Annotated in this window: 23 protein-coding genes; 3 read left to right on the forward strand and 20 right to left on the reverse strand. The window is 63.3% G+C overall.

The window, feature by feature from the left end:
• Positions 1-27: 27 nt before the first annotated feature.
• From gatB to COLINT_RS04315, 5 genes are all read right to left on the reverse strand, one after another.
• The gene (gene gatB, locus COLINT_RS04295) at positions 28-1716 is read right to left on the reverse strand and encodes an Asp-tRNA(Asn)/Glu-tRNA(Gln) amidotransferase subunit GatB (protein ID WP_006723153.1); all 1689 of its coding nucleotides are present in this window, start codon (positions 1714-1716) and stop codon (positions 28-30) included.
• Entirely contained in the window at positions 1713-3227 is a 1515-nt protein-coding gene (gatA, locus tag COLINT_RS04300; RefSeq protein WP_006723154.1) for an Asp-tRNA(Asn)/Glu-tRNA(Gln) amidotransferase subunit GatA, read from the reverse strand. Before gatA ends, gatB begins: the two co-directional genes overlap by 4 nt.
• Positions 3227-3541, reverse strand: a complete 315-nt coding sequence (locus COLINT_RS04305) for an Asp-tRNA(Asn)/Glu-tRNA(Gln) amidotransferase subunit GatC (RefSeq protein WP_006723155.1) — start codon at positions 3539-3541, stop codon at positions 3227-3229. Before COLINT_RS04305 ends, gatA begins: the two co-directional genes overlap by 1 nt.
• A gap of 115 nt (positions 3542-3656) precedes the next feature.
• Positions 3657-4547, reverse strand: a complete 891-nt coding sequence (locus COLINT_RS04310; protein ID WP_006723157.1) for a YitT family protein — start codon at positions 4545-4547, stop codon at positions 3657-3659.
• A 209-nt stretch (positions 4548-4756) separates the two neighbouring features.
• A complete protein-coding gene (locus COLINT_RS04315) occupies positions 4757-6124 on the reverse strand; it encodes an MFS transporter (protein ID WP_156780324.1) in 1368 nt (455 codons plus the stop codon).
• A 201-nt stretch (positions 6125-6325) separates the two neighbouring features.
• On the opposite strand from COLINT_RS04315, the gene COLINT_RS04320 reads away from it, so the two are divergent.
• Both COLINT_RS04320 and moaC read left to right on the forward strand, forming a co-directional pair.
• A complete protein-coding gene (locus tag COLINT_RS04320; RefSeq protein WP_006723160.1) occupies positions 6326-7417 on the forward strand; it encodes a GTP 3',8-cyclase MoaA in 1092 nt (363 codons plus the stop codon).
• Positions 7418-7422: 5 nt separating this feature from the next.
• Entirely contained in the window at positions 7423-8838 is a 1416-nt protein-coding gene (gene moaC / locus COLINT_RS04325; protein WP_006723161.1) for a cyclic pyranopterin monophosphate synthase MoaC, read from the forward strand.
• A 71-nt stretch (positions 8839-8909) separates the two neighbouring features.
• On the opposite strand, the gene COLINT_RS04330 is transcribed toward moaC, so the two are convergent.
• Positions 8910-9767, reverse strand: a complete 858-nt coding sequence (locus tag COLINT_RS04330; protein WP_006723162.1) for an HAD-IIB family hydrolase — start codon at positions 9765-9767, stop codon at positions 8910-8912.
• 105 nt (positions 9768-9872) lie between these two features.
• A complete protein-coding gene (gene ligA / locus COLINT_RS04335) occupies positions 9873-12080 on the reverse strand; it encodes an NAD-dependent DNA ligase LigA (RefSeq protein WP_050750567.1) in 2208 nt (735 codons plus the stop codon).
• Between the two features lie 261 nt (positions 12081-12341).
• Here ligA and COLINT_RS04340 point away from each other — a divergent pair, with 261 nt between their 5' ends.
• On the forward strand, positions 12342-13103 hold the full coding sequence (locus COLINT_RS04340) for an SDR family NAD(P)-dependent oxidoreductase (RefSeq protein WP_006723164.1): 762 nt from the start codon (positions 12342-12344) through the stop codon (positions 13101-13103).
• Between the two features lie 145 nt (positions 13104-13248).
• Here the strand turns inward: COLINT_RS04340 and COLINT_RS04345 are convergent, their stop codons facing one another.
• The 13 genes from COLINT_RS04345 to COLINT_RS04410 form a co-directional block, all read right to left on the reverse strand.
• Positions 13249-13965 carry a helix-turn-helix domain-containing protein gene (locus COLINT_RS04345; protein ID WP_006723165.1) on the reverse strand — a complete coding sequence of 239 codons (717 nt, stop codon included), beginning with the start codon at positions 13963-13965 and terminating at the stop codon, positions 13249-13251.
• A 146-nt stretch (positions 13966-14111) separates the two neighbouring features.
• On the reverse strand, positions 14112-14717 hold the full coding sequence (locus COLINT_RS08145; protein WP_006723166.1) for a helix-turn-helix domain-containing protein: 606 nt from the start codon (positions 14715-14717) through the stop codon (positions 14112-14114).
• Positions 14718-15192: 475 nt separating this feature from the next.
• A complete protein-coding gene (locus COLINT_RS04355) occupies positions 15193-15384 on the reverse strand; it encodes a hypothetical protein (RefSeq protein ID WP_006723168.1) in 192 nt (63 codons plus the stop codon).
• A gap of 13 nt (positions 15385-15397) precedes the next feature.
• Complete coding sequence (locus COLINT_RS04360; RefSeq protein WP_006723169.1) at positions 15398-15994, reverse strand: Rnf-Nqr domain containing protein; 597 nt, start codon at positions 15992-15994, stop codon at positions 15398-15400.
• A complete protein-coding gene (locus tag COLINT_RS04365) occupies positions 15994-16653 on the reverse strand; it encodes an Rnf-Nqr domain containing protein (RefSeq protein ID WP_006723170.1) in 660 nt (219 codons plus the stop codon). Before COLINT_RS04365 ends, COLINT_RS04360 begins: the two co-directional genes overlap by 1 nt.
• Positions 16653-17246 (reverse strand): FMN-binding protein, encoded by a 594-nt coding sequence (locus COLINT_RS04370; protein WP_233418332.1) that lies wholly within the window; start codon positions 17244-17246, stop codon positions 16653-16655. The genes COLINT_RS04365 and COLINT_RS04370 overlap by 1 nt, the downstream gene beginning before the upstream one ends.
• The gene (locus tag COLINT_RS04375; protein ID WP_006723172.1) at positions 17233-18165 is read right to left on the reverse strand and encodes an RnfABCDGE type electron transport complex subunit D; all 933 of its coding nucleotides are present in this window, start codon (positions 18163-18165) and stop codon (positions 17233-17235) included. The genes COLINT_RS04370 and COLINT_RS04375 overlap by 14 nt, the downstream gene beginning before the upstream one ends.
• 4 nt (positions 18166-18169) lie before the next feature.
• Positions 18170-19528, reverse strand: coding sequence for an electron transport complex subunit RsxC (gene rsxC / locus COLINT_RS04380; protein ID WP_324604493.1), 1359 nt, complete (start codon positions 19526-19528; stop codon positions 18170-18172).
• 247 nt (positions 19529-19775) lie between these two features.
• Complete coding sequence (locus COLINT_RS04385) at positions 19776-20153, reverse strand: DUF1648 domain-containing protein (protein ID WP_156780325.1); 378 nt, start codon at positions 20151-20153, stop codon at positions 19776-19778.
• Positions 20154-20243: 90 nt separating this feature from the next.
• Positions 20244-21323, reverse strand: coding sequence for a redox-regulated ATPase YchF (gene ychF, locus COLINT_RS04390; RefSeq protein ID WP_006723175.1), 1080 nt, complete (start codon positions 21321-21323; stop codon positions 20244-20246).
• A 123-nt stretch (positions 21324-21446) separates the two neighbouring features.
• Positions 21447-22094 (reverse strand): GSU2403 family nucleotidyltransferase fold protein, encoded by a 648-nt coding sequence (locus tag COLINT_RS04395; RefSeq protein ID WP_006723176.1) that lies wholly within the window; start codon positions 22092-22094, stop codon positions 21447-21449.
• Positions 22095-22868: 774 nt separating this feature from the next.
• Positions 22869-24134, reverse strand: coding sequence for a 4Fe-4S binding protein (locus COLINT_RS04405; RefSeq protein WP_006723179.1), 1266 nt, complete (start codon positions 24132-24134; stop codon positions 22869-22871).
• A 145-nt stretch (positions 24135-24279) separates the two neighbouring features.
• Entirely contained in the window at positions 24280-24828 is a 549-nt protein-coding gene (locus tag COLINT_RS04410; protein ID WP_006723180.1) for a DUF308 domain-containing protein, read from the reverse strand.
• Between the last annotated feature and the right edge of the window lie 8 nt (positions 24829-24836).

Genomic DNA, 24836 nt, shown 5'->3' on the forward strand with positions numbered 1-24836 from the left:
CAAGGCAGCGCGACCTGCGGCGCGACGTTAGCTCAGGCTCGAGCGCAGCAGCTCATTGAAGAGCTTGGGATTGCCCTTGCCCCGGCTCGCCTTCATACATTGGCCCACCAAAAACCCGATGACCTTCTGATTGCCGTCGCGATACTGCTGAGCCTGATCGGCACATGCTGCGAGCACCTCGTCCACGATGGGCTGCAACGCACCGGCATCGCTCACCTGGCGCATGCCGCGCTCATCCACGATCTTCTCGGGGTCGTCACCGCTTGCCGCCATGGCCTCGAACACCTCGTGCGCCTGGTTGCTCGAAATCGCATCGGAAGCGAGCAACTTGGCAAGCGAGGCCACCTGCGCCGGCGCGATACCGCTCTCCCCCAGCGCCACTCCGGAAGCCTTGAGATATGCGGCCAGCTCGTTCACTACGAGGTTCGCAACCGTCTGGGCCGCCTTGCCGGAAAGGCCCGCGGCAGCTTCCTCGAAGAACGCAGCCGTCACGGGATCGCCGGCCAGCTGCTCGGCGTCGGGGCGCTTGACGCCGAACGCGCGCTCAATACGGTCGCGTTTGGCATCCGGCAGCTCGGGCAGCTCCGCACGGCAATGCTCGATAAACCCGTCGGACAAGTCGAACGGCTCCAGGTCGGGGTCGGGGAACAGGCGGTAATCGTCCGCGGTCTCCTTCACGCGCATCACCACGGTGCGTTTGCGGGAAGGCTCCCAATGGCGCGTCTCCTGGTAGATCGTCCCACCGCTTTCCAGCACCTCCGCCTGACGGCAGATCTCGTAAGCCAAGCCGTCGTGCAGGGCCTTGAAGCTGTTGAGGTTCTTGAGCTCCGTCTTAGTTCCCAAGCCCGTCTCCTCGCGACGGCGCAGGCTCACATTGCCGTCGCAGCGCATGGAACCCTTCTCCATCGAGCAATCCGAGATACCGATGGTCAGGAAGATGCGGCGCAGCTTCTCCATGAACAGGCGCGCCTCTTCGGGCGTGCGCAAATCGGGCTCGGTGACCAGCTCGATGAGCGGGGTGCCGCAGCGGTTATAGTCCACGAGGCTCTCCGCGGCGCCGCCGATGCGGCCCTCGGCACCACCCACGTGCACCATCTTGGCGGCATCCTCCTCCATATGGATGCGCAGGATGCGGATGGGCACGCTGTAGGAACCATCCGCGCGCCGCTCCGGCACAGCCAGGCCGGCCGTATCGTAGGAGCCCATGCCCCCAAGCGCCGCGGCGGAAACCTCCACGCCCTCGGGCAGACCCTCGGCCATCTGGCGCGACAGACCCACGGCGTTCGCACTCGCGCTCGCCAGGCTCTTCGCCTCGTTCTCGCCGAACGCGCACTCAGGACGCTCGGCGGCACCGCGGCCGGAGACTTCCAGGTCCAGACGGCCGTGCATGCAAAACGCCACGGGGCCCTGGGTGGTCTGGAAGTTCTTGGCCATATCGGGATAGAAGTAATGCTTGCGATAGAACATCGAGTGCTTTTGGATCTCGCAGTTCGTGGCGAGACCCGCCTTCACGATGCTTTCGATGGCACGGCGGTTGGGCACGGGCAGCGCGCCGGGCATGCCGAGGCATACGGGGCACACGTGCGTATTCGGCGCGTCGTCATGGCTGAGCTTGCAACCGCAGAACATCTTGGTCTCGAGCGTCGTGAGTTCGGTGTGGATCTCCAGACCGATAACGGCCTCCCAGTCCTTCAGGACTTCGCTGAGCTCCTTCATGCGAGCTCACCTCCCTTCTCGGCGAACGCGGGGGCGACGGGCAGGACCGAAGCGGCGCCCGCCTCCGTCGCGGCGCGCTCGACCGCGCGAGCAAAGGACAACAGGCGCACGTCGTCGAACGGCTTGCCGACCAGCTGGGCCGCAACGGGCATACCCGAATCTTCGCCCAAACCCATCGGCACCGTGACGCCACCGTTGCCGGCGATGTTGATCGAGATGGTGAACAGGTCGGACAGATACATCTGCGTGGGATCGGACAGCTCCCCGAACTTGAAGGCGGCCGTCGGGCTCGCCGGCATGAGAATCGCGTCGACTTGCTCAAACGCACGGGCGTAGTCGTCGGTGATGAGCGTGCGAGCCTTCTGGGCGGCAAAGTAGTACTTGTCGTACACGCCCGAGGACAGCAGGTAGGCGCCGAGCAGCTGACGGCGCTTGGCCTCGGCGCCAAAGCCGCGCGCACGGCTCTTGGCGCTCTGCTCGGCCAGATTCGCGCAGCCGGGCTCCTGATATCCGTAGCGGACACCGTCAAAGCGAGCGAGATTGGAAAACGCCTCGGCGGGCCCGATCACGTAGTAGGCGGCGATCGCCGCATCGAGGTGCGGCAGATCGACCTCGACGAGCTCGGCGCCCTGATCGGCGAGTGAGCGGGCGGCGCGCTCCACGGCGCGCTTCACCTCGGGCGCAAGACCCGCGGCCTCCATGAACGCCGGGACAATGCCCACGCGCCTGCCCGCAACTCCATCCTCAAGATGCTCGGTAAAGGAGGCCTCGACATCGCGGCTCGTGCCGTCGTATGCATCGCGTCCACCGGACACGAGCGCATCCAGGGAGAGCGCGACGTCGGCGGTCGTACGACCGAACGGACCGACCTGGTCAAGCGAAGATCCGAACGCCACCACACCGTAACGCGACACGGTTCCGTATGTGGGCTTCACACCAACCACGCCGCAAAGCGCCGCGGGCTGGCGAATCGAACCGCCGGTATCCGATCCCAGGGAAAGTGTTGCCATGCCCGCGGCGACCGCCGCGGCCGAGCCTCCGGAGGAGCCGCCGGGAACGCGCTCGAGGTCCCATGGATTGTTCGTACGGTGAAACGCCGAGCTCTCCGTGGAGGAACCGAACGCGAACTCGTCCATATTGGCCTTGCCGAGCGGCACGCAGCCCGCGTCGAGCATGCGCTGGACGCACGTGGCGGTATAGGGCGACTCGTAGTTCTCCAGCATACGAGAGGCGCAGGTAGTACGCGTGCCCAGCATGTTCATGTTGTCCTTGATGGCGAGGGGTACGCCGGCCAGCGGCGGCAGGGGCTCGCCGGCGGCGCGAAGCGCATCCACACGGGCGGCGGCGCCAAGAGCCACCTCAGGCGTGACCTGAAGAAATGCCTGGACATCTGACTCGCGCGCATCGATGGCGGACAGCGCCGCGCGGGCCACCTCGACGGCGCTGAACTCTCCAGCTCGCACACCCGCGGCGATATCCACAGCGGTGAGGGAATCGATGAATGTCGCCATTAGCGCTCACCCCCATCACCCATGATCGAGGGCACGCGGAACTGGCCGTCACGCGCAGAGGCGGCGTTGGACAGAGCCTCATCGATGCCGAGGGCACGGCCCTCATCGGCTTGATCGGGCCGCATCACATTCGCAATGCCGCCGTCCGGGTGAAACGTCGGCTCGACATCCTCGGCCGCATAATCCAGTATGGGCTCGAGCATGGCCACGGCGTCGTTCAGGTACGACGTCATCGCAGCGAGCTCGGTCTCATCGAGCGCGATGGTCGCGTAATCGGCGATCGTGCGCACGTCATCTTCGGTCAGTACCGCCATGTGCGCTCCTTTCGGTTCTTCCGTGCAATCGCTCCATTATAGACAAACAGGGCACTCCACTTGCATGGAGTGCCCCATACGATACACGCTCTTTCGAGATGGACAAGCTGGCGCACTACGCCCGTACGCGCCTCTTCTCTCGCAGCCATTCGGTGAATTGCTCGACATGATCCCACGAGGCATCCTTCACCACATCGATCACCGCAGAGGAGATCGTCACCGTGATAAGCGAGAAGGCGATCTTCACCACCGGAATATAGGTGAGGGAGAGCGCGAGCACCGAGAGGTCGGTGAACAGGTAGCAGCGGCCCACGCGCCACCCGGTGATCTTGGAGATCGAAAGCGCCAGCGCGTCGTCACCGCCGGCCGATGCGCCCTGGCGGATCACCAGGCCCACGCCCACGCCCACGAACAGCGCGCCGAGCACAGCGGCGAGCAGCGGATTGTTCGTAAGGTCGGGCAACATGTAGGGCAGGCTCTCCCATAAGCGGTAAAAGCCCGCGACCGCGACGGTCGCCACGGCGGACCAGCCCAAAAAGCCACCGCCCAGGACCTTGAGCGCCACGGCGTAGGACAGGCAGTCAAGCGCCGGCGACACGATCGACGGCGGGATGCCGAACCAGTGGTTGCCGAACAGCACCAAGCCGATGATGCCGCCCTCGGTGATGCCCGTGACGTTATGGATGTTGTGGACGCCAAACGTGAAGATGGCCGAACCGATGAGGATGATGGCTATGCGCTTGACGAAGTCGAGGGGTCGCAAGCCCGCGATGAGGAACTTGGCGGGCTCGTCCGAGACTGCCGTTCTATCTGAAGCGCACGGCTCGCCCAAGGTGCACGGCTCGTCCGAGGCATCCGGCCCAGCCGAGGCCCCCGTCCCATCCGAGGCGCACGGCTCGCCCAGGACATCCGGTTCAGCCGAGCCCATACAGTCAGGCTCACCCGACCCCTCGTCGATATTCGAGATTTCCAGATCAGTGTGGTGCTGCGTGGTCTCGCGCGGCATAAATATCACGTCTCCCAAGTGAACAGCGTGTATTACCAGCCTATCCGAGGTTTTTCGACACGGCAAGACGGGCCCACGACGACATCGAAGCCATGCACGCCTTCTCCACAGATTTACACTTTTTAATACCAGTTTTCCCATGTTGCATCCGCTCGGTCATCGCGGCACATGTGGGGACAGGCACCAATTGCGGCCGAGCGACATTCCCGTTAGAGGCCCTTCGACTGCCCCCCAGCGAGGCCGTCGTCGCCAAAGCCACAAGCTCCCCCGGCGCGGCACCCATCGGCAAAGCCCGCGGCCTCTCGAGCGCGCTCCTCGTCGACGAGATCGCCAATCTCTCTGCCTCGCATAATGAGAATCGCGAGCGGTACGACGACCACCAGCACCCCGGCGGCCACAAGGGTTCCCTGCACGCCCAGGACATGAGCAAGAGCGGGTGCACAGAGCAGCGGGATGGCCCCCGCAAGGTTATTGCCCGCGCCCATGGCGGCGTTCACACGCCCAATACGGTCGAGCGGCGTGTGAATCTGGACCAGCGTGTCCTTAATGGGGCCGAACGCTGAAAATGCAACACCGAGGATGAACTGCCCCGCACACGCCACGAGCACATACGGAGTCGCGACATACAGCAGGCTCCCGGCCCCCGTGACGAACAGCACAACGAGTAGGGCGCGCACGTTGACGAAGCGAGGGGGCAACACGCCGGCGATCGCCGCGCCCAACAGCCCGCCCACGCCCGACAACGCGGAAAGCCAGCCCATCCAAGAGGCGCCCACCTTGAGCACATCCCGGTAGAACAGGGACTCGAGCGGGTCGAACGCGCCGTACCCCATGAACGAGAGCATGGTCGCCCAAAACAGCAAGGTGAGAACCTTGCTGCCGAAAATCGCCGAGAAGCCCGCGGAGACCGAACCGCTCGGAGCATCGAAGCCCTCATCCGCACTGCCCGCCGCGACCTCAGGTTCTCGCAGGGCCTCGATGCCCCATCCGGGAATGAGGGAGATGGCGGCGCACGCGACCATGAAGAGGAACACCGCCTGCGTGGGTGCAACGAGCGCGATTGCGCCACCAGCGATAGGACCGATGACGATCGCGAGGTTGCCCGTCAACGTCACGAGTGCGTTGATACGCTTGAGCTCGTCGAGGTCAGCAGTAAAATACGCCGGGAACGCACGGGGCACCGTATCGGCGATTCCCCAAGTCATGCCGAAGACCGCCGCGCCGAGAAACACGCCCGCGATGCTCGTCCCCACCACCTGGTACAACAGGCCGCTCAAAATCAAGCCGAATGACGCCAATCGGAAGAACACGCGAGGCCCGATTCTATCGAGGAGAGCTCCACCTCGGATTTGGCCGATCACGATGCACAAATTGAGCAGCCCCACGGCAATGGCGTTATCGCCCACACCTGCACCCATGGAGAAGGTCAGGGTGCCCATCACCCCGATGAAATAGCTGCACATGGCGCCGAGATACAGGAAAAAGCGGGCCGCGATGAACCGGCGCATCTGATGCGTCAGCTGCGGTGTGGCGAAAGACAAACCGCGACGCCCCCGTTCGATCGAGCCCTTCTTCATGCTCCCCTCCTCTTGCACTTTAGTGCACTAGTGTATCAAAGCGATATACCAGGCACATTCGCGACCGCTCAATTGGAAACCGATGCAAAGTGCGCAATTTGTACCTGTCCCCAATTGACCAATTGCCCTGTCGAAGCGCGGTTCGGGTACCATAGGTTCATACTTAGGCTGACACCCCATACGATCACCCGAAAGGCGCGCATGGCCCGCGAACTACACGACGGCTTTGGCCGCGGCATCAACTACCTGCGCATCTCCGTGACGGATAAATGCAACTTCCGCTGCGTGTACTGCATGCCCGAGAAGGGCGTGCCCGCGCGTGCCCACGGCGAGCTGCTCACCGCTGAGGAGATCGCCCGCTTCGTACGCATCGTGGCGCAGGAGGGCATCACGCGCGTCCGCCTCACCGGCGGCGAACCGCTCGTCTCCCATCGCATCGTGCCGCTCATCGAGGAAATCCGCTCGATCTCCGAGATCGAGGACATTTCCCTCACCACCAACGGTGCCCTGCTGCCGCGCATGGCGGCCGACCTGCGCGCAGCGGGTCTGGATCGCGTCAACATCTCGCTCGACACGCTCGACCCCGCACGGTTTTCCCAAATCACGCGCCTCGGCCGCGTCGAGCAGGCGCTCGCCGGTATCGATGCCGCGCTCGAATACGGCTTCACGCCGGTCAAGGTGAACACCGTCGTCGTACGTCGTATGGATCAGGACGTACTCAACCTCGCGCGCCTGTCCGTCGACCGCCCGGTCCATGTACGGTTTATCGAGTACATGCCCATCGGCGGTGGTCAGAGCGCATCCGCCGAAGACCCGAGCAGCGGCCACGGGCTCGACCCGCACTGCGGAGCCGGAGCGGCTGGAACCGGCGGCGCGCTCAACCCTGACCTGTGGGACGCGAGCGATGTGGTCCCCTCCACCGAGCTTCGCGAGCGCATCTCCTCCGAAGCTGCCGCCGCGGGCCTCGGCGCACTCGAACCCGTGCAAAACGGCGGTCCCCTTGGAGCGGGCCCCGCGCGTTACTGGGCCTTCCCCAACGCGGCCGGCACCGTCGGGTTCATCTCGGCCATGTCCAACCATTTCTGCGAGTCGTGCAACCGCCTGCGCCTCACCGCCGACGGAACGATTCGCCCCTGCCTGTTCTCCGATGCCGAATATCCCGTACGCGAGGCCCTGCGCTCCGGCGATGAAGACGCGGTCCGCGCCATCTACCGCAATGCCATCGCCCGCAAACCCCGCCAGCACGACGACATCGACGGCACCCAGCGATTCATGTCGCAGATTGGAGGGTGATCCCCATGACCACTCACACCCCCGATAAACCCGAACGCCCGCGCACCCTCGGTCGCACCGTGCACGAGAAGTACCCCGCCGCCGTTGTGGGCGAGGCACCCGAGCTCACCCTCGTCGAGGGGGGCGAGCACGGAGACGCGCCAGGCCCCACCAAGTCGGAGCACACGACGAACTCCCCCGCCTCCCCCGGTGAGCGCGACGCCTACCGCGACGATCTCACACATGTCGACGAGCACGGCGACGTGCGTATGGTCGACGTGGGAGACAAGCAGGTCACCAAACGCATCGCGATCGCCGAGGGCACCATCCTCATGCACCCTGAAACCCAGGCCATGGTGCTCGAGGACCGCGCCAAAAAGGGCGACGTCCTCGCATGCGCACGCGTCGCCGGCATCATGGCGAGCAAGCGCACGAGCGACCTCATCCCCATGTGCCACCCGCTCAATATCACCAAGGCGAAAGTCGAGATCGAGCCCATCTCGTCCTCCGCAGTCGCGGCCCCCGGCTGGGCGCCCGCGCGCGAGGACCATCGCGTGGGCTTCCACGTGCTCGCCACCTGCGGAGTCACGGGCGTCACCGGCATCGAGATGGAAGCGCTCACGGCCGCCTCGACCGCCTGCCTCACCATCTACGACATGTGCAAGGCGGTCGACCGCGGTATGGAGATCGTCGATGTCCGCCTACTGCGGAAGGAAGGCGGGCGTTCCGGCCTCTGGGCACGAGACGGAGAACACACCCATACCGACGAGGTCGATGTCGAGGCAAAGGAAGCCGAGATCATCGCCGCCGAACTCCCCTCCCCACTTCCCGGAGGGCCGCGCACGGGCACGCCGGCACCCGCCGTCGCCTTTGTGGGCTACCAGAACGCCGGCAAGACCACACTGGTGGAGAAAGTCATTTCCCGCCTCGCGCAGCGCGGCGTCCGCGTTGGCTCCATCAAGCACCATGGGCACAAGGGCTTCGACATCGATCAGCCCGGCAAGGATTCCTGGCGCCATGCGCAGGCGGGTAGCCGCCATGTGGGCCTGATCTCGCCGGACATGTACGCCGAGTACTCCCGCACGACCGAAGAGGTGCCCGTGCTGGACATGCTCACGCGCTACACCGATGTGGACACCGTCATCGTAGAGGGCTACAAGGCCGCTGGCCTGCCGAGCATCGTGGTCGCCCGCTCGGGCATCGACCGCATGCGCGGGCGCGATTCCTTCGAGCTCATCAACGACGACACGATCGCCGTCGCCTGCAACGACGTGGTGGCGCGCGATTTCCGCACCCGAGCGGTCAAGCAGGCCCGCGCTGCCGCAGAGGAAGCCGGACGCGCCTTCTCCGAGGCGGACGTCCATCTGCCACCGTTCCTCGACATCAACGACTCGGCTGCCATTGCGAGCTTTGTCTACGACTACGTGCAAAAGGCGCGATAAGCCATATCACGACGGACGCGTCGCACCGCTTTATACGCATCGGGGCCCGCTCACACGGGCCCCATTTTCATCTATTCGATCATCACGCGACCGCGCTGGGAGCGAAGCGTCTGCAGGATGTGCTTGGGCACGGCGTGGAACTCGCAGCGGCCGATGACCGCACTCGCCGCCGCCTTGGCCTCGGGACTACCGTTAGCCGTCGCGTATGAATGGCGGAACCGACGCAACATGACCAGGTCGTTGCCGCCATCGCCGTACACGGCGATTTCATCCTCCTCGATGCCATAGTGACGGCCGAGCCACGCGATCGAGGCCCCCTTGTTGCAATCCTTGTCCGTGATCTCGAACATCACGGGATCGAACGGAGCATTGACCACCGTGTCGGCGTGATCGGCCAAAAACGCCTTGAGCTCCCGCTCGAGGCCGTCGCTCGTCACGCGGCAGTTGATCTTGCACACATCATGGGAGAGGATCGAGCTGATCGATTGGTCGAAGAACTGTTCCTCGTGCGTTCCTCCCCGGGCACGCATACCGCGCATCACGATGCGACGGAACAGGTTGTCGCGGGCGAACCCCTCTTGGTGCATCTCAAAGCTGCCGCTTGAGAACATGCCGTCGGGCGTGCAGCAATCGAAGCAGATCTGCGGGAAAGAACGGATGAGCTCCTCCACGAACGCCGGATCGACCGTGAAGGTCTTGAGCAGCTCGCCGTTCCTCCCGCGGATGATCGAGCCGTTCGCGCAGACCGCGTCGACCTTAAGGCCCGTGAACCCATGCTCTCCGGCGGGCAAGAGGGAACGACCTGTCGCGGGCACCACATGAGCTCCCTGGGCAATGGCCTCCTGTATCGCACCGCGGATTGTGCGGTCCGCCTCATGCAGACCGTTGAGCAGAGTGCCATCTAAATCGCTCGCAAACAGCTTGATCATGCGCGTCGTCCTCTCATCGAATTCGTCCGCGCATCATTCTACCGCCGCGACCTGCGCGGGCACGCGAAGCGCCGGCTGCTTTTCGCATCGGCGCTCCGCTGCCGACTACACCTGCGGCACCTCGCCCGTGGCGAGGATCCGCTCCAGGGCCTCCTCGTCGAGCACGGGAACGCCCAGACTCTCGGCCTTGGTGAGCTTGGAGCCCGCTTTGGGGCCTGCGACCAGGTAGCTCGTCTTTTTAGACACGGATCCCGAGACCTTGGCGCCGAGGAGCTTGAGGGCCGCGCCCGCCTCGTCGCGCGTGCGGTTGACGAGCGTGCCGGTGAGCACGAAGGCGAGGCCGTCCAGCGGCTGCCCCGCCGCCAGGTCGGCATCGACGCCGGTCTCTTGGGCCGCCTGCGCCACCGCCGCACCCAAGTTCTCCTCGAGCGCGAGGCCCGCCTCGCGCAGGCGCTGCAAGACCTCGAGATTCTCGGACACAGAGAGGAACTCGCGCACCGACGCCGCGATCTTGGGCCCGATACCCTCGCACGCCGCGATATCCTCCTCGGATGCGGCCGCCAGAGCATCGATGGTGAGGAAGCGCTGCGCCAGGACCTCGGCGACCGACTTGCCCACATGGCGGATGCCCAGCGCGAACAGCACACGGGAGAGTGGCTGCGCCTTGGAACGGACGAGCTCGTCCATCACCTTGCCAGCGATGGTGTGACCGACCTTGATGGGATCGCCCGCGGCCACGCCCTTCTTCTTGTCGTCCTTAGCGTAGGTTCGGCCCGTATCCAGCGCTGCGATGGCGCTGGCATCGAGCGTGTAGAAATCGGCGACATCGCGCAGCAGGCCGGCCTCGATCATCTTGTCGATGAGCTCGTCGCCCAGGCCGTCCACGTCCATGCAGCCACGGCTCACCCAGTGGATGAGGCGCTCCTTGAGCTGCGCGGGGCAATCGAGGGACACGCAGCGGTACGCCACCTCGTCACCCTCATGCACCACGGGGCTGCCGCAGGCGGGGCAAGCCTCGGGCATATCCCACTCGACCGCGTCGGCGGGGCGCTTGTCCAGCATCGGACCAACGACCTCAGGGATCACGTCGCCGGCCTTGTGGACGATGATGGTATCGCCCACGCGCACATCCTTGCGGCGGATCTCGTCGAGATTGTGCAGAGTTGCGCGGGCGATGGTGGAGCCGGCCACCGTGACGGGGTCGAACTCGGCAACCGGGGTGAGCACGCCGGTGCGCCCCACCTGGATGCGAATCTCACGCAGAACGGTGGTCTTCTCCTCCGGCGGGAATTTGAAGGCGATGGCCCAGCGCGGTGCGCGGGCGGTGAAGCCGAGGTCGGCCTGCTGGTCGAACCCATCGACCTTCACAACCACACCGTCGATGTCGTAATCCAAGTCGCCACGGTGCGCGAGCGCATCGGCGCAAAAGGCGTGGACCTCCGCGGGCGAGGTGCAGCGCGCCACGGATGCGTTGACGGAAAAGCCCGCCTCGCGCAGCCAGTCGAGGAACGCATGCTGGGAGTCCACATGCAAGGGCGCCGTGTCGGCGATCGAATAGATGAAGGTGGCAAGGCTGCGCGTCGCGGTGACCTTGGGGTCCTTCTGGCGCAGGCTGCCCGCGGCGGCGTTGCGGGGGTTGGCGAAGGGCTCACGACCCTCGGCGTCGGCCTCCGCATTCAGACGAGCGAAGCTGCCCTTGGGCATGTAGACCTCGCCACGGACCTCGATGGGCGTTCCGCGGTCCGCGCCCATGTGGGCCAACGCGGCCTCGGAGAGGTGCATGGGCACGTCTTTGATGGTGCGCACGTTGAGCGAAACGTCCTCGCCCGTCGTGCCATCGCCGCGCGTGGCGGCGCGTACGAAGGCGCCGTTTTGATAGGTGATGGCCACGCCGAGGCCGTCGATCTTGAGCTCGCAGGTGTAGGCAACGCGCCCCGCGCCGAGCGCCTCCTCCGTACGGGCGAGCCACTCGTCGAGCTCCTCGAGATTCATGGCGTCGTCCATGGAATACATGCGCGCCATATGCGTGACAGGCGTGAACTGCTCGGACACATAACCGCCCACACGTTGGGTGTAGGAGTCGGGGGTGACGAGCTCGGGATGGGCCGCCTCGATCTGCTGGAGCTCGACCAGCAGCTTGTCAAAGGCGGCATCTGTGATCTCGGGCGCATCGAGGGCGTAGTAGCGATAGGCGTGGTAATCGAGCAGGTGGCGCAGCTCGGCCGCGCGCGCTGCGGCCTGAGCGCGGACGTCCTGCGGGGACTCGGTAGTCGCCGAAGCGCCATCCGTCCGCGCGCCGCCATCCGTCGCCATATCGCCAAACAAGCTCTGCTGCTCCGTCACGTGGGCCTCCCCGATAGTCAAATCTCAACCACTACAGAGTACCATCGCGCACGGATGCTTTCCCTCCTCCGCATACCGATAACGGAATAACGTGTCGCCACCCAGCGGTGAATTCCAGTTCACCCGCTTAAAGCATCGGCATCTGGATACAAACCGTGCAAATGCGTACGCATTGCCAAATGTACCTGCGCAATCCCGCGCACGTCGGCTTCAGAGGAGAGAGGAACCATCATGAAGCAGCTCAACGAGAAGGTCGCCGTCGTCACCGGTGCCGGTCAGGGCATCGGCAAGGGCATTGCCCTGTGCCTGGCCAAGCGCGGCGTCAAGGTCATCGCCACCGGCCGTCGCCTCGAGCCCATTGAGGCCACCATCGCCGAGATCCGTGAGCTCGGCGGCGAGGGCTTTGCCATGACCTGCGACTCCGCCGACCGCGAGCGCGTCTTCGAGGTCGTTGCGAAGGCCGTCGAGACCTACGGCTCCATCGACGTCATCGTCAACAACGGCCAGGCCATCGTTCCCTCCCAGCCCGTCGAGGACACCGAATACGACAACATGCTCAAAGCCTGGGAGTCCGGTGTGATCGGCTCCCTCAACTATATGCAGGCCGCCTTCCCCCACATGAAGGAGCAGCACGAGGGCCGCATCATCAACTTCGCCTCCGCCACCGGCATGTTCGGCATCGCCGGCCAGCTCGCCTACGGCTCCAACAAGGAGGCCCTGCGCGGTCTGACCAAGATCGCCGCCAAGGAGTGGGGCCAGTACGGTATCACCGTCAACGTTGTGCTGCCCGGCGCCGAGTCCCCGGCCGCCAAGGCATGGGCCGAGAAATTCCCGGAGGAGTACGCCAAGCAGGTCAACCTTAACCCAATGAAGCGCTTCGGCGACCCCGAGATGGACATCGCGCCCGTCATCGCCTTCCTCGCCGGCCCGGATTCCTGCTACTTCTCCGGCCAGAGCGTCATCGTGGACGGCGCCAACAGCATCATGCCGTAAAGGGCGGTCCCAACCGCAGCGACCCGCATGCCCGCAATGAGCCACCGAGCTCCGCACGGGATTCGGGCCATCTTGCATAGGCGCCGTGCGCATTTTCGCGTACGGCGCCTAATTTGTTACTTATGAACCCACGTGCGATGCCGCATCACGCCAGCTTCAAAGCGACCAGAAGGACGAAGGTCCACGCAATAGCGCTGAACGAAAGCACGGTGGTCACCAATGTCCAATGTGGCAGCAGCCAGCGCCATACGAATGTCTGTGGCAGCGCTGCGCCGGGCTCATACCCCTCCAAAAACGCCGCGACATCTACGACGCTCTCAAGGTTGTGCTCAATTTTGATCCCCTGCATTTTCCACGAAGCAACGATGCTCGCAATCATAATTGACCAATGTACGATGTTTTCAGTATCGGAGATCGTATACGCCTGATCGGGGGAAAGGAACTTGTGCGCGATCGATATGACAACGATGCCCACGAGTATCTCTAACATCCAGAGGAAATTGAGCGTGATCGCAACCTTGATTGTTCTTCGATCGCGTGCGGTTTGACGCAGATACTCCTCTGAACGTTCGTCCAAAAGCGCGTCCAACGTGATGCCAAACGCAGCGGAAAGGCGTTTCAGACTCTCGGCGTCCGGTAACGTGCGCCCCTTTTCCCAGTTGATCACCGTCTGACGCGACACGAACACAAGCTTGGCCAGGCGCGCTTGCGATATGCCCGCACCTTCGCGAAGGCCTCGGATTCGCTTGGCGAGCGGACTAGTAAGCCCGCTTGAATTCACGTCCGGCCCATCGTGCTTAGCGCAATCGATGCCAGGATCTTCCGAACGCGTCTGCTGTGCGACAATGTTTTCCTGCCACATCGCGGCCTCCCCATCATCATGGTTGGGACTCCATGCGCTGAGTGTACACCCGCCTAAACCTCGACCTTGCAATTCACCTCGGAAACCCTTGTCTATTCCCTTTAACACATGCCTTGAGCTGGTATTACCTTAAACCACATCGATCTCTAAGCGTACGCGACGACAATCAACGCGGCGGCAAGTAGCACGATATAGAGCGTATAGAACGCCGGTAGGTTGGTGAGGAGCACTCGATAGAACCACGTGGCCGGCGGTTCCTTCCCTTTCGGATAACCCTCGACGAACATCATAATGCTGATGGCGTCTCCCAGATCTTGGCCTGAGGCGATGCTGCGAAACCTCTTCGCGATCGGCATGGAGGCAAAGCAAAGCACCACCCTCATCCCGCTGAGCACCAAACGGAACTCTCCGCTTCCAGGTGCTCGCAAAAAAGAGGAATACAAGAAAGCGAGTAAGAGCTCAAGTGCAAAAATAGCGCCAAGCGCAGCAAGGCAATGTGTCAACTGACGGCGGGCTTCGGCGGTTTCTTCCAGCATGTCGGGCAACCCATCGCCCAAAAGCCCGTCAACCTTGGTGTTGAGGGCCTTGGCAACGAGCTGCAGACTCTGCACATCGGGCAACGTGTTCCCGCGCTCCCAATTACCCACGCTTTGACGCGTGACGTATGCGGTGGCGGCCAGCTCGGACTGCGTCAATCCCGCCGCTTCCCGCAAGATGCGGATACGCGACCCGACCTTCGATGCGATATTCATCTCTCGCCCCCATTCCACATGGGCCAAACAGGCAAGCAGCTTCTTAACGAACAGCCACGACCCCGCCGAGACGCAATGCGGCGCCCCCCCTGCTGATGCCGCAATTCTACCCACTCCTACCGGCCGGATCGACAATCGCGATGCAAAAGTCTCTTTGCATCCGCATGCGCTCGCCCTTTCCATGGCGCCTTTGCAGTTTATGAACGACCAATCGTTCATAAACTACGGATGAGACAGCGAATCGGCATAAAAATGGAGGATATGAACGATTCGGTCGTTCATATCCTCCAAAAGGTGCCGGTTGAAACTCAGACAATACCGGCAATGTCAGGGCAACGGGCGATGGCAGGGGGACAAAACCCATCGGCCTTCTCGGCGGCGAGGACATCGCATTCCATCGCGGCCTGTCGTCCACCTCAATTTAGGGACTGTCCCTCAATTGAGGTTCAACAGCAAAGGACCCCAGTCGGCGAGACTACTCTCCGTCAGTAGCGGACTCGGCGGCGGAAACCTCAGCGGCCTCCTCGGCGGCAAGCGCTGCCTTGTACTCGCGCCACTCGGTGTACTTCTGCACACCGGCGCAGATGGACAGCACGAGAGCAGCGGGAACGGCGATAAAACCGATCACGACCATGGGCGCCACGGTGTAGAACACAGATTCGAACATGGCTCATACCCCCTTAGGCGAACAGGCCGCCGGCGATACCGGCAACACCGGTGAACGCCAGCGCCATGAGCGACGCGGTCACAAGCGTGATGGGCAGACCGCGCAGAGCGGCAGGAACCAGACGCTCGTCGATACGGCTGCGCACGAAGGCGAAGAGCACGACGGCAAGCAGGACGCCCAGGCCGGCACCGACGGACGCGCCCAAGGCGGCGTCCCACGTCAGGGTCTCGGCCACGGCGGCGTTGCCGAGCGCCACTGCCAGGACGGCGGCGTTGCAGGCCACAATCGGGCACACACGCAGCAGGCGCTCGCGCTCGGCAGCGGTCTTGCCGGAGCCAAGCACCGTGGCCGTGACCACGATCGCGGTCCAACTCACGAGCACGTAAGCGAGCGGCGCGAGGAACGTGACGCCCCAAGGCTGCAGAACCTGCGTATACAGAGGCCAACCCAGGGCGCCCGCCACGGCGGTGGCGATGGCGATCATGACACCGAAGCGCCAAGAGTCCTGCGGGCGAGCCGCAATCAAGATCACAGACACCATGCCGATGAGCTGGACGAACACCAGGTTGCTATCGAGAGCGGCGGTAAACAGCGCGTTCAGGAACGCCATTAGCGCTCACCTCCCTTTAGGGAAGTCGCATCGGCATCGGCACCCTTGGCGCACATCTGCTCGATGGACTGGACGAACACGGCCACGAGTGCCAGCACCAGCAGCGAGCCGGCGGGCTTGCCAAAGGCGGCGATCGGCGAGGCGGCAAGCTCGCCCATGGTGAGGCCGAAGACCTGACCGGTGGTGAGCATGCCGTTGATGAAGCCGACGAACACCAGGGTGGCGAGCACCATGGCGGCGGCGAAGATCGCGGTCATGAGCGGCGTCTTTGCCGGGGCGACCACCAGGCCGTCGCCGGCGATCCACGCCACGACGATCGCGTTCACGGCAACGAGCGGCAGGTAGATGCCGAGCGCCTCGAACACCACAGGATCGGTGACACGGACGCCGAAGCCGAGCAGAGTCACGACGGTCACGCTCACCATGAGCATCACCGCGGTGCGCGACCACGCGCCGGTGAAGGCGCGCAGAAGGGGCGCGATCGAGGCCATGACCACAATCGCAGCGGCGGTAACCAAACCGATCATCAGGCCGTTCTCGAGCGAGGTCGCGGCGAAGAGCCCCGGCAGGGCACCGGCGACGACCAGGAACGTGGGCGTGTGAACCATCTTAGAAATGCGAGCGTCCTGCTCGCGCACAATATTCTCGTTCAGAGCCATTAGTTGCCTCCCATCTGGGCGTAGGCGGCAAAGGCGATATTCAGGCAGTCGACCACGGCACGCGAGGTGAACGTGGCGCCGGAGACGGCGTCGACGTGGGTCTGGCCGGCACCGGCCTCGTCGACCGTGAGCTCACCGGCGGCAGGCGCCCCGGCAAAACCGCCGAAGTACTCCTCGGTGAGCGCATTGGTGCCGATGCCGTCGGTCTCGTCCTCGGCCACGACCTGGATACCGGCCACGGTGCCGTCGGCGTTGATGCCGATCATGAGCTCGACATCGCCGTGATAACCCTGCGCGGAGGTCACATCGAAGACCCACGCGCCGGTATCGGCCTTGTACACAGAGTTCAGGCCCTCGATCGCGGGGGCGGACTGGGACTCGAAGGACGTGGCATCCGGGAACAGCAGCTTGCGCTGCGCGCCGCCCTTGGCCTCGTCGAGCGCGAGGTCAGACTGCTCGAAGGCCCCCGCGAGGCCGTGGTGGACGCCGGCCGTCACGCCCGCGCACAGCAGGGCGACGACAAGGACGGCAAAGGCGGAGAAGATGGCGCCGTTGCGACGACGGGCCATCGGGCACTTGTTAGACGAGGGCATGCTTCACACCTCCAGCGGGCTGAGGACGCGTGTAGCGGTCGATCAGCGGGGTGAACATGTTCATGAACAGAATGGAGAACGCCACGCCCTCGGGGGCGGCGGCGAACAGGCGCACGAGCGCGGTGATGACGCCGCAGCCGATGCCGAAGATGATCTTGCCCTTCGGCGTCATGGGCGTGGTGGTGTAGTCGGTTGCCATGTAGAAGGCGCCGAGGGCGAGGCCGCCGGAGAGCACCTGGTAGATGGCGTCCTGACCGGCAAACCCGGTGATGACGGCAACCGTGGCGATGAACGGCACGGTGGCCCAGGCGTCGACGACGCGCATCACGAGCAGGAACACATAGCCGGCGAGCAGCGTGATGATGCAGGTCTCGCCGAGCGCGCCGGCGTGCAGGCCGAACATCATGTCCATGTAGCTGTACGGCGCGTCACCGGCGGCGTTCATGGCCAGCGGGGTGGCGCCGGTGATGGCGTCGAGCGGACGACCCATGATGTCAGGGTAGGCGCCGAGCGCGATGGGCATGGCGAGCATGATGAACACGCGGGCCGTAACAGCGGGGTTGGCGAAGTTGCAGCCGATGCCGCCAAAGAGCATCTTCACCACGGCGATGGCGAACACGGTGCCCAGGATCGCGGGGAAATAGCCGCAGTTGGCCGGCAGCGTGAAGGCGAAGAGCATGGCAGTGACCACGCAGGACAGATCGCCGGCGGTGCTCTCGCGGTTCATGAGGCGGCAGCACACATGCTCGGTCACGAGCGCCGTGGCGACGCACACCAAAACGAGCAGCGGGGCGCCGAGACCGTACAGAAACACGGAAGCCACGAGCGTGGGCAAAAGCGACAGGCACACCATGCCCATGATCCACTGCGTGGAGCCCTTGCCGTGGAAGTGAGGCGAGGCCTCGTTGATGAGGTTCATGGATTTACGCCTCCTTCTTCTCGGACGGGGCGGTCAGGCGAGCGACCTCGCCGCGATAGACGGCCTTGCCCTCGCGGATGGACGCGGTGATGCGGCGATGGGCCGGGCACACATAGGCGCAGGAGCCGCACTCCATGCAGTTCATGACGGCGAGCTCGTCGAGCGCGACCACGTCATGGCTGCGAGAGGCGGAATCAAGCGCGAACGGCTCGAGGGCCAGCGGGCATGCGCGCACGCAGCGACCGCAGCGGATGCAGGCGGTCTCGTCCGGAAGGACGGCGGCGTCATGCAGGGCCACGATGGCGTTGTTGGCCTTGAGGATCGGGCAGTCGATGTTCGTGATGGTGCGACCCATCATGGGGCCGCCCATGATGATCTTCTTCGGCTCCTTGACCATGCCGCCCGTCGCCTCGATAACGTCGCGGACGCTCATGCCGAGCGGGATGCGATAGTTGCCCGGATTGGCGATGCAGTCACCGGTGACCGTGACGGTCTTGCAGGTAAGGGGCATGCCGTAGCGGAAGTACTGTTCCACGCGGGAAATGGTGGTGACGTTGACCACGAGGCAGCCCACGTCGATGGGCAGGCCGCCGGCGGGCACGTCGCGCCCGGTCGTGGCCTTGATGAGCACCTTCTCGCCACCAGCGGGGTACTTGGTCGGGATCTCCATGACCTCGATGCGGTCCTCGCGCCCCTTCTCCTTGACCACGCGCTTGAGCTCGAGGATGGCCTCAGGCTTGTTGTCCTCGACGCCGATCACGGCGGCGGGGATCTCGAGCGCCTCAATGGTGCGGAACACGCCGTCGATCACGCGCTCGGAATGCTCCATCATCTGACGGTAGTCGCTCGTGATGTAGGGCTCGCACTCCATGGCGTTGACCACGAGGAACTCGAAGCTCTTGCCCTCGGGGGCGCGCATCTTGAACCACGTGGGGAACGAGGCGCCGCCCAGACCGACCATACCGGAGTCACGCACGCAGGCGATGAACTCCTCCTTGTTCGAATAGGTCGGCGGCTTGAGCGCGGGATCGGACTCCATCTTGCCATCGGAAACGATCTCCACCACAGGTGCAGTGGCGCCCGTGGGCAGCTGCTCGGTGGCGACCTTGGTCACCGTGCCGGAGATGCTCGCGTGGATGGGCGAACCCAGACCGTTCACCTGGCCGATCAGCGTACCTACATATACATGATCGCCCTCGCTCACCACCGGGCTCGCCGGCGCGCCGATGTGCATGTTCAGCGGAATGAGCACTCGCTCGGGCGGAGCGATGGACGTGCAGGCAAAGTCCCGCATGTCCTTGCACTGAGGCGGATGCACACCGCCCCTTGTCTTGTGCAGAGAAAACATTGGCTTCCCTCCCATATTTCCCCCAACTGTGCGCGGCCGCGCATAAACCGCGGCCGCGACGCATATCAGGTCAAAATTGTAGCGGGTTTCACCACGATATAGACTGCCAAATGACATATTTCTGCAGCTTGAAGCGTTTAATCGCCATCCCGAGAGAAAATGCGGACGCAAAAACAAGGCCGCCCCGGCCCGCGAAACGAACTGGAGCGGCCTTTGCACCGCAAAATATGACAGTGGCGAATAGCTGGGAAGAAGGTCTCTGCTAGAACCCGATACCGTGCCCGGAGAGCGCTCCGTACAGCAGGATGCCCGTCGCGGCGACGAACACCACACCCTGGACGATGGCGTTACGGCCGGCGCGGGTAAAGGTGATGGTCGCCATGGTGAGGTCGTCGCCGTACTTACGGGCCTGCTTGAGACCCATCGCGACGGTCGCTGCGCTGAGCATGAAGCCCATGACGGGCAGGAAGAGCAGCTCGCCCTTACTGCCGTAGCGAAGAACCTCGCCCGCGGCGTTGACCTTCATGGGCACCTGGTCGCCCAGCTCGGGAAAGGCCATGAGGACCATGAGCACGGGGACGAAGGCGATCATGAGGGCCAGCAGGGCCTTCATGCCGGCGGATTTACCGTAAGAGAACATAGCGCACCTTTCGAAGATGAGCCGCTTTGTGGCGGCATTCGGAATCACATCGCGAAGGCCGCCGAGGTCTCCCCCGGCGGCCTTGGGCATCTACACGTTGAAGCGGAAGTGGACCACGTCGCCGTCCTGCATGATGTAGTCCTTGCCCTCCATGCGCAGGCGGCCGGCTTCCTTGGCGCCCTTCTCGCCGCCGAGGGCAACGTAGTCTTCGAACGCGATGGTCTCGGCCTTGATGAAGCCGCGCTCGAAGTCGGTGTGGATCACGCCGGCGGCCTGCGGGGCCGTAGCGCCCTGGCGAACCGTCCAAGCGCGGACCTCGACCTCACCGGCGGTGAAGAAGCTCTGCAAGCCGAGCAGCTTGTATGCGGCCTGGGCCAGGACCTCGAGGCCGGAGCGCTCAAGCCCCAGGTCAGCCAGGAACTCGGCGGCCTCCTCGGGATCGAGCTCGGAGAGCTCCGCCTCGACCTTGGCACAAATCGGAATGGGCTTCACGCCCTCGATTGCGTCGAGGTCCTCGGTGAGCATGTCCTCGTCGACGTTGGCGACGTAGAGCATCGGCTTCATGGTCAGCAGGAACAGGCCCCTGGCGGCGGCGCGCTCCTCATCGGTCATCTCCATCGTGATGGCACGGTTGCCCTCGTTCAGCCACTCAACCAAACGCTTTGCCACCGCAAGTTTGGGAGCAAGCTCGGCGTCGCGCTTGGCTTCCTTCTCGAGTTTCGGAAGCTGCTTTTCAAGCGTCTGGATATCGGCCAGGATGAGCTCGGTCATGATGGTCTCGGCATCGCTCGCCGGGTCGACGAACTCGCCCGTGTGATTGGCCTCGCGCATGACATCCGGGTCCTTGAAGTAACGGACCACCTGGCAGATGGCATCACACTCGCGGATGTTGGCCAGGAACTGGTTGCCCAGGCCTGCGCCCTCGGAAGCGGCGCCCTTCACCAAACCGGCGATGTCGACGAACTCAACGGTGGCCGGGAGGATGCGAGCGGGGTTCACGATCTTTGCGAGCGCGTTCAGGCGGTCGTCCGGCACATCGACGATGCCGACGTTCGGGTCGATCGTGGCGAAGGGATAGTTCGCGGCCAGACCGCCCTTCTTGGTGAGAGCGGTGAACAGCGTGGACTTGCCCACGTTGGGCAGACCGACGATTCCGATGGAAAGTGCCATGGGATTCCTTTACTCATAGCTCAGCGCCGCAAGCGCTGCGTATACGTAAACCTTGCCATTATAGACCGATGCGGCCCGTATGGCCCATGCATGAGCATGGATAATGTATCGCTAGTGCATCATTCATTCATCTAACTCCAGATCATTTGCCGCCATAAATTCTTTGACCCTAGCGTTTTCTTTTCTGGTAAGACCCGCCATCACTACCGACACGCGCTTCTTGTCTAGGTACGGCCATATCTGAAGAACGGCACGACGATCTTTCTCGCGCTTGCCCCTGCGCTGCGAATTAATCACCATCTTATGCACCGCATATGCCTCTGGCAGGGGCACACGCACCATATGCTCGAAACACGGAAGTTCAATCGAATTCCCAGAGAGAATATTCATGTGCCTAAGAGTCTGCGCCGTCACTCCCACATTGGTTTTAAGGGCAGGTTCAATTCCCGCACCAACTTTTCCAATGAGAAATTCAACCTCGAGACCCGTTGTATCGAACAGCCTTGTCGTGCCGTTCAGAATGTCCGACTCGACTAAATAGCCTCGTTCTCGAGCCATCGTGCTTAAATTTGCCGCAGGGGTGGGCTTGCGTAGATTCCTAATCAAGAAGTCAACATCTAAGGTCCTGATATTGGGGGCAAAGCCTTCGATTAACCCGGACTCACGATAAACGAACTCCGCCCAGGACCCCACTAGAATGACATGTCGCATGCATCCAGCATCTTCAATTAGATCAAGAATTCTGCAAAACGCCCCTTGCTGCTCATTCATTTCGAAGACGCCTTCCCAATGCACGCTCGATTTGCCTCTGCGACGTGCGTTGCTCCTTTAAAGCCGCTTGCAGCTCTTTACGTCGAGCTATCTTTCCTCGAACCTCTTCGACTGCAGAGATTTGGATGTAATCGGACCTCACCTTATCGCCTTCCCGATAATTGAGGTAGTAGTAATCGCGAGAACCGATCCTTCGAGTCCGGACACTACCCTTGGGCAGGGATGCGATCTCTTCCTCCATAAGACGTATCAAACGTGCAGAGCGCTCGTATTCTTCCTCGAGTATGTCTTCCAACACGGACATGTGCTGTCCCTCCCTCGGCTTAATCAAAGTTTACCCTACATTTTGCATCAATATAAGTATTGTAGGGTAAACACTTCAAACACGGGGACCGTGAAGTCCAGGGTGCTGCTGTAGGGCGAAAAGCATGAACGGACACACATGCGGCACGGCAGCGTCCCACTAGCACGCGCGAAAATTGCCTATGAGATTTCTCCATTTGACCGACCCGTAAAGAAGATTCCCATAGACAATTCCCAGCACACCATAGGCAATCGCCAGGACACCGTAGGCAATTTCCCCAGCGGCGTAGTCAATTCTCGCAAGGCGCGGCCAAACCTCGAATTGATGCAACACGCCCTCCATCGCAAAGAGCGAGGGAGGGCGCTTCAACTTGAGGACACGCGGTCCACGCGGGCGGCAACTCCGCAATCAGGGCATTCAACGCCAGATGACGCTCGCCCTACTCTGCAATTTAGGGAAGTCAGCTCTCTTTAGTCTGCGAGTTTTTCGATCTGGTCGAGGGCACGGCCGAGCCTCTGCTTAACCTCGGCTTTGGCCTCCGCGTACTCCGCCTTGGCCTCCGCGGCGAGCTTGGCCTTACGCTCGGCTTCCGGATCGGGAACAACGAGCTCGGATCCATCGCGCTCGACCATCTTGAGGGCATGGTCGGAGCAGACCTCAGCGCACAGGCCGCACCCGATGCAATACGTCGGCTCGATGGCGAGCTTGCCGCCGTTGAGCAGGTCGCAGGCGAAGGTCGGGCACGCCTCGACGCACGCGCCACACATCGTGCACCTGTCGTGGTCGAATTCGGGGAACTGCACACGGACGTTCTCCGCAAGCTCAGGATGCTGCTGCAGCGTGGAGAGCATGAGCTGGCGCCCCTGCGTGAGGATGCGGCGACGCTTCTGCGTGGTCACGCCGCAGGCGCTGTTCAACGTCTTCTCCAGCGCGCTCACGCGGCTCGAGTGCTCGCGGATGCGCTGCGTCACGCTGGCGACGGCAGCCGTGGCAGGCGTGAGCTTGGACACCGTGAGGCCCGTCTGGCGCACGATCTTGTCCATGAACTCCTTGCGCTCGTACTCACGGCGCTTGTTGCACTTGAGGTCGCGCGGCTCGACCTCAAGGCCCATACCGCGGCCGGCCCACTCCTCGGCCTCGCCGATGGCCTCGCCGAGCATCTCCTCACCGCAGGCGTTGCGGCAGTTGGCGCAGATATCCAGCGGCAAATAGACGCTCACGTTGGGGAAGTCGGTCAGGATGGAGAACCAGGTCTCGCGCGTCACGTCGCCGACGCAGGCCACGAGCACCTCGTTCTCACGTGGGATGCGCTTGAGGGCGCGCGTGCAGGTGACATACGCGGTCTCATGCGCGGTGGCGGCGCGGGCAACGGCGTCGTAGACCTTCTTGGGCTGCAGACGAGGGCTCACGAACGCCTCGGTGGGGCAAGCGGCGACGCACAGGCCGCACTTGCGGCAGCTGTCCAGAACGTCGATCGCGCCGTCCTCGATCTCGATCGCGTTCACCGGGCATACGTCCATGCACGCATGGCAGCTGCTCTTCTCGGATTTGCAGGCCAGGCACGGAATGCAGTTGACGCGCGGACGCTCCTTGTAATCGGCGGGATTCCAATGCGGCTTGCTCTCGTCCACGGTGCCCAGCAGCGCGTCCGTGATGCCCCCAAAGGGGTTCTTGAGGGCGTCGACGCCCTTGCTGATCTCGATGATGTCGTCGAACATATCGTGCTGCTCGGCCATGCGAACTCCCTTATCGCGCCCAGGCAAGCGCGCAGATGCGAAGCGCCCGCGATGGCGGGCGCGTATGAACCGTTAGCTGACTATTGTACCGATGCCACGGCGGCCATGTGTGAAGACCGGGCGATGCCGTGCCGCCGCCGCGCCGCTACGCGCTCGGCTGCTCCTCGTGGTTGGCAACGTGGAACGGATAAACCACGAGCTCCAGACCGAGCAGCAGGACATGATGGCCCAAGTTGGCAATGGGCGCGAGCAGCAGCATGGTGCCGAGCACCAGCTCGAAAATTCCGGAGGCGAGCGGAGCGATCCACTTGTAGCCGGCAGCGTACGCCTTCAGGGACTCGTCGATCTCCGCCGCGGCGTTCTCCAGACCCAGCAGGCCCCACATGACGGCGATGACGTTGAGCGACTCATGCGTGTTGAGCAACGTGACGATACCGAGCACGATCATGACCACGTCCGTACCCACGGTGATCTTGCCGGGATTCGAGTTGCGCTCCAAGATGTCCGTCACGATATCCGCCGTGCCGACGAACAGCATGACGCCGCCGAGGAGGTGCGGAAGGTGCTCGGCCACGGGCTCGGGCATGACAAGGCACGCCGCGCCGAGGATGGGCAAAAGCAATGTGGCCACAAAGGCGACTTTGCCCGGGATTTTCTGACCCTTGGGATTGCGGTCGATTTCGATCTGCGACATGCATGGAG

This window comes from Collinsella intestinalis DSM 13280, from assembly GCF_000156175.1.
Classification (GTDB): Bacteria; Actinomycetota; Coriobacteriia; order Coriobacteriales; family Coriobacteriaceae; genus Collinsella; species Collinsella intestinalis.

Excerpts from the sequence above, each read along its gene's own strand:
- gatB (WP_006723153.1), bottom strand. The coding sequence starts at position 1,716 with ATGAAGGAGCTCAGCGAAGTCCTGAAGGACTGGGAGGCCGTTATCGGT.
- gatA (WP_006723154.1), bottom strand. The coding sequence starts at position 3,227 with ATGGCGACATTCATCGATTCCCTCACCGCTGTGGATATCGCCGCGGGT.
- COLINT_RS04305 (WP_006723155.1), bottom strand. The coding sequence starts at position 3,541 with ATGGCGGTACTGACCGAAGATGACGTGCGCACGATCGCCGATTACGCG.
- COLINT_RS04310 (WP_006723157.1), bottom strand. The coding sequence starts at position 4,547 with ATGCCGCGCGAGACCACGCAGCACCACACTGATCTGGAAATCTCGAAT.
- COLINT_RS04315 (WP_156780324.1), bottom strand. The coding sequence starts at position 6,124 with ATGAAGAAGGGCTCGATCGAACGGGGGCGTCGCGGTTTGTCTTTCGCC.
- COLINT_RS04320 (WP_006723160.1), top strand. The coding sequence starts at position 6,326 with ATGGCCCGCGAACTACACGACGGCTTTGGCCGCGGCATCAACTACCTG.
- moaC (WP_006723161.1), top strand. The coding sequence starts at position 7,423 with ATGACCACTCACACCCCCGATAAACCCGAACGCCCGCGCACCCTCGGT.
- COLINT_RS04330 (WP_006723162.1), bottom strand. The coding sequence starts at position 9,767 with ATGATCAAGCTGTTTGCGAGCGATTTAGATGGCACTCTGCTCAACGGT.
- ligA (WP_050750567.1), bottom strand. The coding sequence starts at position 12,080 with ATGGCGACGGATGGCGGCGCGCGGACGGATGGCGCTTCGGCGACTACC.
- COLINT_RS04340 (WP_006723164.1), top strand. The coding sequence starts at position 12,342 with ATGAAGCAGCTCAACGAGAAGGTCGCCGTCGTCACCGGTGCCGGTCAG.
- COLINT_RS04345 (WP_006723165.1), bottom strand. The coding sequence starts at position 13,965 with ATGTGGCAGGAAAACATTGTCGCACAGCAGACGCGTTCGGAAGATCCT.
- COLINT_RS08145 (WP_006723166.1), bottom strand. The coding sequence starts at position 14,717 with ATGAATATCGCATCGAAGGTCGGGTCGCGTATCCGCATCTTGCGGGAA.
- COLINT_RS04355 (WP_006723168.1), bottom strand. The coding sequence starts at position 15,384 with ATGTTCGAATCTGTGTTCTACACCGTGGCGCCCATGGTCGTGATCGGT.
- COLINT_RS04360 (WP_006723169.1), bottom strand. The coding sequence starts at position 15,994 with ATGGCGTTCCTGAACGCGCTGTTTACCGCCGCTCTCGATAGCAACCTG.
- COLINT_RS04365 (WP_006723170.1), bottom strand. The coding sequence starts at position 16,653 with ATGGCTCTGAACGAGAATATTGTGCGCGAGCAGGACGCTCGCATTTCT.
- COLINT_RS04370 (WP_233418332.1), bottom strand. The coding sequence starts at position 17,246 with ATGCCCTCGTCTAACAAGTGCCCGATGGCCCGTCGTCGCAACGGCGCC.
- COLINT_RS04375 (WP_006723172.1), bottom strand. The coding sequence starts at position 18,165 with ATGAACCTCATCAACGAGGCCTCGCCTCACTTCCACGGCAAGGGCTCC.
- rsxC (WP_324604493.1), bottom strand. The coding sequence starts at position 19,528 with ATGGGAGGGAAGCCAATGTTTTCTCTGCACAAGACAAGGGGCGGTGTG.
- COLINT_RS04385 (WP_156780325.1), bottom strand. The coding sequence starts at position 20,153 with ATGTTCTCTTACGGTAAATCCGCCGGCATGAAGGCCCTGCTGGCCCTC.
- ychF (WP_006723175.1), bottom strand. The coding sequence starts at position 21,323 with ATGGCACTTTCCATCGGAATCGTCGGTCTGCCCAACGTGGGCAAGTCC.
- COLINT_RS04395 (WP_006723176.1), bottom strand. The coding sequence starts at position 22,094 with ATGAATGAGCAGCAAGGGGCGTTTTGCAGAATTCTTGATCTAATTGAA.
- COLINT_RS04405 (WP_006723179.1), bottom strand. The coding sequence starts at position 24,134 with ATGGCCGAGCAGCACGATATGTTCGACGACATCATCGAGATCAGCAAG.
- COLINT_RS04410 (WP_006723180.1), bottom strand. The coding sequence starts at position 24,828 with ATGTCGCAGATCGAAATCGACCGCAATCCCAAGGGTCAGAAAATCCCG.